Here is a 12764-nt window from a genome sequence, read left to right as displayed (position 1 = left end):
CAAAGCTTGCCGCTATTCCGGCATGGAATATGCGTTGGCCGTTCATGCGTCGCGAAGCCTGACATCGAATCGGGATAGGGCGTTAATCGTTACCTGCACTCGAGAAGGCGCGCCGATGCGATGAGGTAGCGTGGGTCATTCGTGAGTTGAACGCAGGACAATTCTGGAGGAGACATGAACTTACGCACTGTGGTTCTTGGGCTCGCGATCCTCGCATCCGCAGCCTTTAGCTCTCTGGCTGCGCAGGCCGATTCGCAGCTCGACGGACTGATGAAAAACCCATCCAACTGGGCGACCCAGGCGGGCGATTATGCGAATCACCGCTACAGCCCGCTCAAGCAGATCAACGAGAACAACGTCGGCAAAATGCAGGTCGCATGGACTATGTCGACCGGCGTGCTACGCGGCCATGAAGGCGCGCCGCTGGTGATCGGCGACACGATGTATATCCACTCCCCGTTTCCTAACAAGGTGATTGCGGTCAACCTGAAGGATCAGACGTTCCTCTGGCAGTATCAGCCGAAACAGGACGAGCAGGTCGTCTCCGTGATGTGCTGCGACACCGTCAATCGCGGTCTCGCATACGGCGATGGCAAGATCTTCCTGCAGCAGGCGGACACCAAGCTCGTCGCGCTGAACGCGAAGACGGGCGAGGTGGTGTGGAGCGCGCAGAACGGCAATCCGAAAGCCGGTGAAACCAACACCAACGCGCCGCACGTATTCGGCGACAAGGTGCTGACCGGCATCTCGGGCGGCGAGTTCGGCGTGCGCGGTCGTCTGATCGCGTACGACATCAAGACCGGCAAACCGGTCTGGACCGCGTACAGCACGGGCCCCGACAACGACATGCTGCTCGACCCGCAAAAGACGATGACGTACGCCAATGGCCAGATGGTGCCGGTGGGCGCGGATTCGTCGCTGAAGTCGTGGAAGGGCGATCAGTGGAAGCTCGGCGGCGGCACCACGTGGGGCTGGTATGCGTGGGATCCGAAACTCAATCTTGTGTACTACGGTACTGGCAATCCGGGCACATGGAACCCGACGCAACGTCCGGGCGACAACAAATGGTCGATGTCGATCTTCGCGCGCGACCTGAATACCGGCACGGCCAAATGGGTCTACCAGATGACGCCGCACGACGAATGGGACTATGACGGCGTCAACGAAATGATCCTGTCCGATCTGACGATCAACGGCAAGCAGGTGCCCGCGATCGTGCACTTCGACCGGAACGGTTTCGGCTATACGCTCAATCGCCAAACCGGACAGCTGCTGGTCGCGCAGAAGTACGACCCGGCGGTGAACTGGGCCGACCGTGTCGATCTGCAAAGCGGCCTGCCGATTCGCAACGCGGCGTACTCGACGCAGGCGGCCGGGTCCGATCACAACGTGAAGGGCATCTGCCCGGCGGCACTCGGTTCGAAGGACCAGCAACCGGCGGCGTACGATCCGAACTCGCATCTGTTCCTCGTGCCGACCAACCACGTCTGCATGGACTATGAGCCGTTCGATGTCGATTACGTGTCCGGACAGCCGTATGTCGGCGCCACGCTGTCGATGTATCCGGGCCCCAACGAGGGCAACGCGATGGGCAACTTCATCGCGTGGGATGCGAGCAAGGGCAAGATCGTCTACTCGAAGCCGGAGAAGTTCTCGGTGTGGTCGGGGGTGCTGGCGACCGCGGGCGGCATCGCGTTCTACGGCACGCTGGAAGGCTACCTGAAGGCGGTGCGAATCAAGGACGGCAAGGAACTGTGGCGCTTCAAGACGCCGTCCGGAATCATCGGCAACGTCTTCACGTATGAGTATCAGGGCAAGCAGTACGTCGGCGTCTACTCGGGCATCGGCGGCTGGGCCGGCATCGGCATGGCGGCCGGCCTCGAAAAGCCGACCGAAGGTCTGGGCGCGGTCGGCGGCTATAAAGAGCTCGCGAAGTACACCGCGCTCGGCGGCACGCTGTTCGTGTTCGCGATTCCTGGTGAAAAGAGCTGAACCAACGGCTCAATCGAACGGCTGAACGAGCGGGGCGGCCCGAGCAGGCACGGCCGCCCCATCAGCCTCGCGAGGCCAGTGAATCACCCCAATCGTGCCCGTCTGGTGGATGCGTCGATGAAGCGCATCGGGGCGCGGCTTATTTCAGATGGAGACATGTGCATGAAAGGCCGATCTATCCTGTTGCTCACCGTGTTGCCCGCGGCGCTCGTCGTGCTGCCCGTCGCATACGCGCAGAACAATCCGTCGATTGCGCAGGTCGCGTACAAGGTGGTCGACGGCAGCAAGGTCGACACTAATACGCTGCAGGGCTGGAAGACGTGGCGCGCGCTCGCTTGCGAACGCTGCCACGGCGCGCAGCAGCAGGGCATGGTCGGACCGTCGCTGATCGACGCGTTCAAGACGCTGGACAAGACCGAGTTTCATCGCACGGTGTTCGGCGGCCGGGTGGAGAAGGGCATGCCCGATTTCAGCACCAGCCAGATGATGCAGAAGAACTGGGAAAACCTCTACGCGTATCTGAAAGGACGCTCCGATGGACAGATCAAGCCGGGCGATCTGCAGGCCATCGACGCTAAATAAACGCCGCGCCGTCATTCTTCCGGAGGCTTACGATGCGTGATAAGAGAAGCATGTCCGTGCATGTCGGCATCATCGCCGCCGCGCTATGCGGGGCGGCGCTCGCGAGTGCCGCGGTCCGGGCGGACGGCCCCGAACTGCCGAACAACGACGGCGCTGACGGCGTGCTGAGGGTGTGCGCGGACCCGAACAACATGCCGTTGTCCAACGACAAGGGCGAGGGCTACGAGAACCGCATCGCGGCCCAGATGGCCAGCGACTTCGGCTACAAGCTCGAATACACGTACTTTCCGCAGCGCATGGGCTTCGTGCGCCATACGTTGCGCGAGAAGGATGACGGCAGCGGCCGCTATCGCTGCGACCTGATCATCGGCGTGCCGAAGGGCTATGACATGACGTCGACGACGCAGCCCTATCTGCGCTCGACCTACGCGATGGTGTTGCCGAACCGTCCCGAGTTCGCGAGCATCAAGACCCCCGACGACCTGCTCAAGCTGCCGCCCGATCAACTCCACAAGCTGCGCTTCGGCATCTTTTCGCAAACCCCCGCGGTGGACTGGCTGCTCGGCCACAACCTGATCGACCAGGCGGTGTCGTACCAGGTGCAAAGCGGCGATCCGGCCATGTACCCGGGGCAGATGATCGAACACGACCTGAAAGCCGGCAACGTCGACGTGGTGTTCCTGTGGGGGCCGATCGCCGGCTACTTCGCGAAGCGCGCCGGCGACTCGGTCAGGCTCGTGCCGTTCCCGGCGGGGCCCGGCATCCGCTTCGACTACACGATTTCGATGGGTGTGCGCTACGGCGAGAAGGCATGGAAGGACAAGGTGGATCAATGGATCGGCGCGAATCACGACAAGATCGACAGCATCCTCGCGACCTACCAGGTGCCGATGCTCAAACCGGTCGACGCGCCGGCGGCGAAACCTGGCGACGCATCGCAATGACGCGCGCGCGCGGCGCATGGCTGCGCGCGGCACGCGCCGCGCTGATGGGGACGCTGTGCGTACTGTGCCTCGCGCCGGCCGTCGCGCGCGCGGCGAGCCCGGCGTCGGCGCCGGGCAGCGACGAGATCACGCCGGCCGAGCGGCTGATTTTTTTGACCGATCATCTGCACGGCGTCGCCGCGCAGACCGAGCTCGACTACGCGCTGATCGATTCCGGGCAGCCGTCGCGCAGCGCCGACGTCGTCAAGGTGCTGGTGCTGAGCGAGGACAACGCGAAAGGCGATGCGCAGGTCTCCGACCATAGCGGCAGCGTGAACCTGCCGATCGGCGGCCTGCAGTGCAATCCGGCGATCATCTATTTTCTCGAACACGACATCGCGGAGATGCAGGGTCTCACCGGCGGCCAGCGCCGCTATTTCCAGCAGCGTCTGCGTCTCGCGCTCGCCGCGGGGCCGCAGATCGACAGCGTGCCGAGCGAGATTGGCGGCAAGCCGGTCAGCGCGCGGCGCATCGTCGTGCAGCCGTATCTGAACGATCCGAACGCGGAGCGCTTCGCGCAATACACGGGCAAGCGCTACACGTTCCTGCTCGCCGACGGCGTGCCGGGTCAGGTCGTGCAGATTCGCACCGACGTGCCGGGACCCAATAATGACTTCGCGCACCCGGCGCATACGGAGTCGTTGAGCTTTCAATCCGCACTGAACAAGTTGCCGTCGCCGGGCAAGGCGCCGGCGAAACCGTCATCGAATGCGCCGCGAGCGAGTCGCTGAATCAAATGCAGAACGCGAGTTTCGCGACGAACCGGGTCAAGCTGAATTTCATTCGCACGCTGACCCTGCGGCAGTTGCAGATCTTCGTCGTCGCGAGCCGCTATACGAGTTTCGCGCGCGCGGCCGAGGAGCTGCATCTGACGCAGCCGGCAGTGTCGATGCAGATTCATCAGCTCGAAGATGCGGTCGGCCTGCGTCTGTTCGAGCGCGTCGCGCGCAAGCTGACGCTGACCGAAGCGGGCGAGGTGCTGACCCATCACGCGAGCCGCATTCTCGGCGAAATCAAGGATACCGAAGACGCGATGATGTCGCTGAAGCAAGCCGACAGCGGCTCGATCAACGTGGGCATCGTCAGTTCGGCGACCTACTTCGCGCCGAAACTGCTGGCGATGTACTCGCATCTCTACCCGAAAGTCGACGTGCACTTCTCGGTCGGCAATCGCGACGCGTTGCTGCGTTGGTTGCAGGACAACGCGATCGATCTCGCGATCATGGGCCGCCCGCCCCCCGAACTCGATACGACGGCCGAGCCGCTCGCGAACCATCCTCAGGTGGTGATCGCGCCGTTGAATCATCCGTTGTGCGGCGCGCGCCGCTTCGATCTGCAGGAGTTGCGCCACGACACCTTCCTGCTGCGCGAACCGGGCTCGGGTACGCGCATCGCGGCCGAGGTGATGTTCCGGCAGCATCTGTTCACGCCCGCGAAAACCGTCACGCTCGGCAGCAACGAAACGATCAAGCAGGCGGTGATGGCGGGCATGGGCGTGAGCCTGATCTCCCTGCATACGTTGCAGTTGGAATTGCGCACCGGCGAGATCGCGCTGCTCGACGTGAACGGCACGCCGATCGAACGCACGTGGCAGATCGTGCATCTGCGCTCGAAGCAGCTTTCGCCGACCAGCATGATGTTCCGGCAGTTTCTGCTCGACCATGCGGCGGTGCATCTGGAGCAGGAATATGCGGCGTTTGCGGGGGTGTTTGCGAAACCGCCGGTCGGTGCGAAGCGGTAGCGTTATACCCGCGCAACCGTCGATGGCACAGTCTGTACCCGGCTGTCGTGACAGGCTGCCAACTTTTCGGATTCGATTTAACTCCTGCGTCCCGTTGGCGTGACCGGCATAAACCGTGCTTGAACGGAAGGCTGGCGAGTCTCGAAGCGCGCCGACGTTGGGGCGTCGCGCAATCAAACGCCCGCCACCACGGAAGGGGATCGCAGCGATGGTTTCTGGCGAGCAGCTTCAGGACTGGCGTTCTCACGCCCAGCAGGTCGAAGACGAAGTCGCGAGAGTCGTCGTCGGCCAGCGGCAAACGCTGAGGCTCATCAACATCGCGCTGTTCGCCCGCGGCCACGTGTTGCTCGAAGGCGGCGTCGGCGTCGGCAAGACGACCGTGTTGCGGGCGTTCGCGCGCGTGGTCGGCGGCGACTTCGAGCGCGTCGAAGGCACGATCGATCTGATGCCGGGCGACCTCGTTTACCACACCTATGTCGATGCCGACGGCAAGCCACGCATCGAGCCGGGCCCGCTGCTGCGCCACGGCGAGCAGCTGACCACCTTCTTCTTCAACGAGATCAATCGCGCGCGACCGCAGGTTCAATCGCTGCTGCTGCGCGCAATGGCCGAGCGTTCCGTGTGGGCGTTCGGCCGCGAACACCGCTTTCCGCACATGACCGTGTACGCCGACCGCAACAAGGTCGAGAAGGAAGAGACCTTCGAGCTCGCGTCGGCGGCGCGCGACCGCTTCCTGTTCGAGCTGAACATGCCGACGCCGGCCGATGTGGACGCGCGGCGCAGCCTCGTCTTCGACACGATGTTCCATGACGTCGACGACCTGCTCTCGCGACTGACGCCGTCGATCGTGCCGTGGGAGCAACTGAACCGGATCGGCGCGGCGATCCAGCAAGGCGTGCAGGCGAGCGAGACGATCGAGCGCTACGTGCTCGATATCTGGCAGGCAACGGAGACGCCGCTGCGGTTCGGCATCGCGCTCGACGGCGTCGACATGCAGCAGTTGATTCTCGCGGGCGCGAGCCCGCGCGGCATGAGCGCGCTGCTGCGGGCCGCGCGCGTGGTCGCGTGGCTCGCGGGCCGCACGCATCTGATTCCGGAGGACATCCACGAAGTACTGCTGCCGGCGCTCGGTCATCGCGTGTTCTTCACGCCGATCTACGAGTTGCGCCGCCAGGCGCTGGCCGAAGCGCTGATCGCGCGGATCGTCGCGAACGTCGCGGTGCCTCGCTGAGCGCCGGCGCGCACACCACGATGAACGGCACCGCGGAATTCCACTACCGTCTGCCGATGCGCGCGGCCGGCGCGCGGCCCGGGTCGCATCCGGGCTCGAGCTTCGGCTCGGGTCAGCAGTTCGCGATGCACGGCCGGCTGTTCGACTATCCGGACCCGCGCCGTCTCGATCTGCGCGCGAGCTTGCGTGCGGCCCGCGACGAGTGGCTCGTGCGCGTGCATTTGCAGCGCGTCGCGGTGCCGGTATTCGCGATCGTCGACGTGTCGGCCTCGATGCGGTTCGGCAGTCGTCAAACCAAGCTGCAGGTCGCCGCCGATTTCGTCGAGGCGCTCGGCCATAGCGCGTTTCGGGTCGGCGACCGGCTCGGCATGCTGGCCTTCGATAGCGGCGAGCGCGACGATCTGTTCATGCCGGCGCGCACGGGTCGAGGCACCGGCGCGCTGCTCGCGAGCATGCTGCGCGAATGCGCGACTGAGGCGGCGGCGCGCGCGGCGGATCGTCAGACGGATGGTCAGGCCGCGCGTGTGGCCGTCGAAGCATTGCGGCGGTGTGCGATCCGTATCGCTGGACGCCAGGCGCTCGTGTTCGTCGTGTCCGATTTCCACTGGCCGCTCGCGCGGCTATCGCCGGTACTCGACATGCTGGTGCATGCGTGCGTGGTGCCGATGGTCGTGTGGGACGCGGCCGAGATCACGCCGCCGCACCACGCGTCGCTGCTGGCCGTCAACGATGCGGAGTCCGGCGAGGAGCGGCGCGTGTGGCTCTCCCGAGGCGTGCGCGAACGCTGGCGCGAAGGCGTCGCGCGCCGTCGCGACGAACTCGCCGCCGGGTTCGGCGCGCGCGGCATCCGGCCGTTCTATGTCGAAGGCGGGTTCGATCCGGAAGCGATGTCGCGCTACTTTCTGGAGATGACGGCATGAGCGCGCCGGGCGTGCGCGGTGGTGTCGCGCGCCGGGCGGCGATGCGCGTGCTGATCGCGTCGCTATGCGGCGCCGCGTGCGCGACGGCCAGCGCCGCCGTAGTGACTGCGCGGGTTCAGGAGCCGCGCGCGTTCGGCTATGTGCTCGGCGACGTGCTGACGCAGCGCGTGCTGCTGGAGGCCAACGGTCAGGACGTGGGCGCGGTCACGCCGCCTTCGGTCGGGCGCACCGGCGTGTGGCTCGAACGCCGGCCCGTGACGCTCGAAACCGATGCCAACGGCCGCAAGTGGATGGTGATTGCCTATCAGGTCGTCAACGCGCCGCAGACGCTCACGCAGATCACGTTGCCGGCGTTGATGTTGACGTCGGCGGCGGGCACGCAATTGCGGATCGCCGAATGGCCGGCGAGCATCGGACCGTTGACGCCGCAAACGGCGTTCGCCGCGGGGGACTTGCAGCCGCTGCGGCCCGATCGTCAGGCGCCGATGCTGGGTACGGCCGGCTGGCGTCGGCAGATCACGTGGGCGCTCGGCCTGCTGATCGCGACGCTGCTCGCGTGGGCGGGCTGGTGGTGGGCGCGCAACCTGCGCGAGTCGGCGCGGCTGCCGTTCGCGCGGGCATGGCGGCAGATGCAACGGCTGCCTGAGGCGTCAGCCGCTGCATCGAGCGAAGCGTGGGTCTGCCTGCATCGTGCGCTGAACGAAACCGCCGGCCAAGTCGTGCATCTGGCCTCGCTATCCGCGTTGCTCGCTCGCGCGCCGTATCTGCAACCGCTGCGCGCGCAGCTCGAAGGTTTCTATCAGGCGTCGTCCGAGCGTTTTTTCACGCCCGCGCCGAATGCCGTCGACCATCCCGCCGGGTTGTCGTTGCACGCGCTGTGCCTTGCGTTGTATCGGGCGGAGAGGCGCCATCAGCGATGACCATGAGTCTCGACTTCGCCTATCCGTGGATGCTGGTGCTGCTGCCGCTCGCCGCGCTGCCGCTGCTGCGGCGACGCAGCGACACGCTGGTGTTTTCGAGCGTCGCATGGCTGCCCGCCGACGAGCTCGGGTGCGTGGCCGGTTGGCTCGCGCGCGGCGGCGCGGCGCTGGCGATCGCGGCGATCGTCGTCGGGCTGGCGGGGCCGGGGCGCTCGCAGTTGCAGGTACTGCGCACGGGCAGCGGCGCGCAGATCCTGATCCTGATGGACCGCAGCGCGAGCATGGACGAGCCGATGGGCAGCAAGGGTGTCGAGTCGCCGCGCGGCGACTCGAAGAACCATGTGGCGCGCACCGCGTTGACGCGCTTCGTCGAGCAGCGGCCGAATGACCGGCTCGCGTTCATGATGTTCGGCACCAACCCCGTGCTGGCGATGCCGTTCACGTACAACCATCGCGTGATCGAGGCTGCGGTCGCGGCCACGGCGATTGGCCGCGGCATGCCGGATACCGAGCTCGATCGCGGCATGCTCGCGGCGATCGCGCAATTCGACGGGCGCCTGTCGTCGGGGCGCCGCGCGATCGTGCTCGTGTCCGATGGCGGCGCGCTGCTCGACGAACCGATGCGACGGCGCATCGAGTCGGGACTGCGGCGCGACCAGATCGCGCTGTACTTCATCTACCTGCGCAGCAGCGTCTTCAGTCCCAATCTGAACGCGGCGCTGCCGGTCAGCGGAACCTCGGCCGAAGCGCAACTGCATCGCTTCTTTCTTACCCTGAGGACGCCCTACCGGCTGTTTCAGGCCGAAGACCCGAAGGCGATGATGGCGGCGATCGCGGAGATCAACAGGCAGCAGAACGCGACGACGACGTTCGTCGAACATCTGCCTCGCCAGGCGCTGAGTCCGTACTGTTTCGCGCTCGCGCTGTTCTGTACGGCGCTGCTGGTGCTGCTGCACCAGTTGCAGGTCAGGAGCTGGACATGAGGCGCACGTTGATCCACACGCTGTTCGGCACCGTGGCGATCTGCTGCGCCGCGTGGGCCGCGTATGGCTTCGTTCGTTTGCAGCACGCGGAGCAGGTCGATCAGGCCATTCGTGCGACGAACGCCGCTGCGCGCGACCGGCGTGCCGGCGACGACGCGCGCGAGGTTCAATTGGCCCGCGCGATAGCGCTGTCGAAGGCGGGCGCCTATGACGCGGCGGCGCGGCTTTATAACGGTCTGATCCCCGAGGGCAGCCCGCCTGACGAAGTCGGCCGCGCGGCGCTGTTCGATCTCGGCAACCTGTACCTGCGCGAAGGCAGCGGCGACACCGCGCAGGCCGTCAGATCGCTCGCGATGATCGGCGAGGCGAAGGCGCGCTATCGGCTCGCGCTGCGCGCGGCGCCTGACGATTGGGACGCGCGCTATAACCTCGAGCGCGCGCTGTGGCTTGCGCCGGAAACGCCGTCCGCGCTCGCCGGTCCCGATGTCAAAGAGCAGCACAACGTCACCCTGCGCGATCCGCAGAGCCAGGACTTGCCATGAGCGGCGTCTCGCGCGAGCGCGGCTTCGCGAGCTTGCGTCACGCGTTGACGCCGCTCGCGCTCGCCGCGTTGATCGCGGCGGTCGCGATGCCGGACGTCACGTTGCCGCGCGACACGTTCAACTACATCGTGACGTTCGATATTACGCAAAGCATGGACGTCGAGGACGTGGTGCTCGACGGCGCCCCGGTCAGCCGGCTCAAGTTCGCACAGGCCGCGATGCGCGACGCGCTCGGGCGCTTGCCGTGCGGCTCGAAGGTGGGCTGGAGCGTCTTCACCGGGCAGCGGGTGTTGCTGCTGATGTCGCCGGTCGAAGTCTGCCGCAACTACGATGCGTTGCTGGTGTCGCTCGACGGCATCGACGGGCGCATGCGCTGGACCAACTGGAGTCGCATCGCCGAGGGCGGCGTCTATTCGGCCGTGCGCGTCGCGCAGCAGGTGGGCGGCGGCGCGGCCATCGCGTTCGTCACCGATGGGCAGGAGGCGCCGCCGGTGTCGGCGTCGCGTCCGCTGATGGAGGGCATCAACGCCGCACGGATCAGGGGCTGGCTGATCGGCGTTGGCGGCGACCAGCCCGCGGCGATCCCGAAGACCGACGCCGACGGCAACCGGATCGGCTACTGGCAGGCCGACGACGTGATCCAGGCCCCGCCCGCGCCAGGCTCCGGTGGGCAGGCGCAAACGCACGAGGAATTGTCGGAATTGCAAGGCGAGTACCTGACGGCGGTGGCCGGGCAGACCGGCCTCGATTATCGGCGCCTGCTGAACGTGACTTCATTCGGCGATGCGTTGCTCGATGCACACTTCGCCCGCCGCGAACCGGTGCCGACCGATCTGCGCTGGTGTCCCGCGCTGCTCGCGTTGTTGCTGCTCGTCGCGCGCTTCATGCCCGATGCCGTTCTCGCCTGGCAGCGCGGCTGGCGACAGCGCATTCGAACGATCGTTTCGCTCGTTGCGCCGGCATTCAATGGCCGGCCGACACGGGTCGATTGAATACCGCGAGCGCGCGACCGTTGATGTTGCAACGGTTGAACGTGCAGGCATCCAGCCGAATCGCATAGTTGCTTCCGGAACCTCGCAAGAGTTGCCGGGATCGTTCGACTCGCGAGGCTTGCTCAAGTCGCTTTTGCCGGTCTTCGATGCCTGAAAGCGCTTCCGTGCATCACCTCACACATTGACCTATCGGTCCGCAAATGACTGACTACAATGTCTGAATGCAAGCGGCGCTGTAACACGCGCGGTTCGACCTGAGCGCTGAGTCATGTGACGTTTCAATTCCTTCACGGAGGCATGGATGGCGTGCCAAAACGAGAGGGTGGTCGGAGCGATATGCATCGTGATGAGCGGCTACGCGTTTGCGGGCGGCCCCACTGGCGATGCGCCCGAACGGATGATGGTTGCCAACATCGTCGCGTCCCCCGTCGAAGTCGTGCCGCCGATTCCCGAGCCTCGGCACTACTTCGAGCAGCGGCGCTATGCGATGGAGTATCAGGGGGATCAGGGCAAGCCGTTCTATCCGCAAATGCAGAACTTCTATAGCGTGGACGTGACGCGCGATGTCCAGCTCGCTACCGCGAAGGCGCTGGCGTCGTCCGGACCGGAGTTCGCGCCGGTGTCCGAATCAGGCGCGCGGGCTGCCGCGCAGGATGCCACGAATCCTTTGCATCTGGGGCCATCGACCGGGCCGCAAGTGTCCATCGTTCAGATGAACGGTTCCGTGTTGTCGATCGGTGCGTCACCGCAACGACGTTTGTCGTTGACGATCAACGACTGGGTGTTTTCCGGCACCGCGCGCGTGGCGATTCTGCATTCGCACGATACGGGCGCGACGCTCATCGTCAAACATCGCTTCTGACTGATGTGGAGCGGGCGTGCCTCGCGCGCCGGCCGAGGACGTCACGTCGACGAAAAACGCTCGCGATACACCTGCGGCGCCACGCGCAGCTGACGCACGAAGCTGCAGCGCATCGTTTCCTCGCTGCCGAATCCACATCGCGCCGCGATCCGTTTGATCGACCAGGATGTTTCGCTCAGCAAGCGCTGCGCCGTTTCGATGCGCAGCTGCTCGACCGCGCGGGCGGGCGTGCGGCCCGTTTGCGCCTTGTAGTGGCGCATGAAGCTGCGCTCACTCATATGAAGCCGTCGCGCGAGCGCGGGGACCGACAGGTCGGATGCGAGATGCGACGTCATCCATGCATGCAATTCGCCGAAACGGTCGTCGGCATGTTGCAGCGACAGCGTCGCGCTGAATTGCGACTGACCACCCGGCCGCTTCAGAAACACGACGAGTTCGCGCGCGACGTCGAGCGCCAACGCGCGTCCGTGATCTTCTTCGAGCATGGCCAGCGCGAGGTCGATACCGGCCGTGACGCCCGCCGACGTCCAGATCGCGCCGTCGCGAATGAAGATCGGATCGGCTTCGACATGCAGTTGCGGATACGCCTGCGCGAGTTCGTCGCAACGCCCCCAATGCGTGGCGACGCGCCGGCCGTCCAGCAGCCCCGCCTCCGCGAGCACGAACGCGCCCGAGCAGACCGAGGCGACGCGTCTGCAATGCGGCGCGTGGCGCTGCGTCCAGCGGATCAGACGCTGATCGGCCGATGCGTCGCGAATCCCCCAGCCGCCCGGAACGATCAGCGTATCGACCGGCGCCTTCACCGAGCGTAGCGAACCGGCAATTACCGCGAGTCCTGACGACGACGTGACGGGGCCGGCTTCGGCTGCCACGACGCGTGGCGCGTAAAGTTTGTCGAGCCCGCGCTGCGCGACGAGTTCATTGGCGGAAGCAAATGCCTGAAGCGGACCGCTGACGTCCAGCAGTTGCATGTTGGGGAACGCGAGCAGCACGATGGAGCGGGGAGCGCTGGACAT

The 12764-nt window shown here is 65.7% G+C and carries 13 protein-coding genes; 12 read left to right on the top strand and 1 reads right to left on the bottom strand.

Annotation, left to right across the window (positions count from 1 at the left end):
- Window positions 1-174 precede the first annotated feature (174 nt).
- From OKW43_RS03265 to OKW43_RS03210, 12 genes are all read left to right on the top strand, one after another.
- Entirely contained in the window at window positions 175-1992 is a 1818-nt protein-coding gene (locus tag OKW43_RS03265) for a methanol/ethanol family PQQ-dependent dehydrogenase (protein WP_429445217.1), read from the top strand.
- Window positions 1993-2154: 162 nt separating this feature from the next.
- Window positions 2155-2574, top strand: coding sequence for a c-type cytochrome (locus OKW43_RS03260; protein ID WP_187633294.1), 420 nt, complete (start codon window positions 2155-2157; stop codon window positions 2572-2574).
- A 32-nt stretch (window positions 2575-2606) separates the two neighbouring features.
- Window positions 2607-3518: a substrate-binding domain-containing protein gene (locus tag OKW43_RS03255; protein ID WP_187633293.1), complete on the top strand. Its 912-nt coding sequence runs from the start codon at window positions 2607-2609 to the stop codon at window positions 3516-3518.
- Window positions 3515-4288 (top strand): hypothetical protein, encoded by a 774-nt coding sequence (locus OKW43_RS03250; protein WP_429445215.1) that lies wholly within the window; start codon window positions 3515-3517, stop codon window positions 4286-4288. The genes OKW43_RS03255 and OKW43_RS03250 overlap by 4 nt, the downstream gene beginning before the upstream one ends.
- A 5-nt stretch (window positions 4289-4293) precedes the next feature.
- Complete coding sequence (locus tag OKW43_RS03245) at window positions 4294-5298, top strand: LysR family transcriptional regulator (protein WP_429445213.1); 1005 nt, start codon at window positions 4294-4296, stop codon at window positions 5296-5298.
- 208 nt (window positions 5299-5506) lie between these two features.
- Window positions 5507-6529, top strand: coding sequence for an AAA family ATPase (locus OKW43_RS03240; protein WP_429445211.1), 1023 nt, complete (start codon window positions 5507-5509; stop codon window positions 6527-6529).
- A 20-nt stretch (window positions 6530-6549) separates the two neighbouring features.
- Window positions 6550-7449: a DUF58 domain-containing protein gene (locus OKW43_RS03235; RefSeq protein ID WP_429445209.1), complete on the top strand. Its 900-nt coding sequence runs from the start codon at window positions 6550-6552 to the stop codon at window positions 7447-7449.
- Window positions 7446-8369: a calcium incorporation protein MxaA gene (locus tag OKW43_RS03230; protein WP_429445207.1), complete on the top strand. Its 924-nt coding sequence runs from the start codon at window positions 7446-7448 to the stop codon at window positions 8367-8369. Before OKW43_RS03235 ends, OKW43_RS03230 begins: the two co-directional genes overlap by 4 nt.
- Complete coding sequence (locus tag OKW43_RS03225; protein WP_429445205.1) at window positions 8366-9352, top strand: vWA domain-containing protein; 987 nt, start codon at window positions 8366-8368, stop codon at window positions 9350-9352. The genes OKW43_RS03230 and OKW43_RS03225 overlap by 4 nt, the downstream gene beginning before the upstream one ends.
- Window positions 9349-9894 (top strand): tetratricopeptide repeat protein, encoded by a 546-nt coding sequence (locus OKW43_RS03220; RefSeq protein WP_187633286.1) that lies wholly within the window; start codon window positions 9349-9351, stop codon window positions 9892-9894. The genes OKW43_RS03225 and OKW43_RS03220 overlap by 4 nt, the downstream gene beginning before the upstream one ends.
- Complete coding sequence (locus OKW43_RS03215; RefSeq protein ID WP_429445202.1) at window positions 9891-10886, top strand: MxaL protein; 996 nt, start codon at window positions 9891-9893, stop codon at window positions 10884-10886. Before OKW43_RS03220 ends, OKW43_RS03215 begins: the two co-directional genes overlap by 4 nt.
- Window positions 10887-11187: 301 nt before the next feature.
- Window positions 11188-11748, top strand: coding sequence for a hypothetical protein (locus OKW43_RS03210; protein ID WP_429445200.1), 561 nt, complete (start codon window positions 11188-11190; stop codon window positions 11746-11748).
- 41 nt (window positions 11749-11789) lie between these two features.
- Here OKW43_RS03210 and OKW43_RS03205 read toward each other — a convergent pair whose 3' ends face one another.
- The gene (locus tag OKW43_RS03205; RefSeq protein WP_429445197.1) at window positions 11790-12764 is read right to left on the bottom strand and encodes a GlxA family transcriptional regulator; all 975 of its coding nucleotides are present in this window, start codon (window positions 12762-12764) and stop codon (window positions 11790-11792) included.

Origin of the sequence: Paraburkholderia sp. WC7.3g (genome assembly GCF_050436345.1) — a bacterium.
Classification (GTDB): domain Bacteria; phylum Pseudomonadota; class Gammaproteobacteria; order Burkholderiales; family Burkholderiaceae; genus Paraburkholderia; species Paraburkholderia podalyriae.
This window is presented reverse-complemented; position numbering and strand designations above follow the sequence as displayed.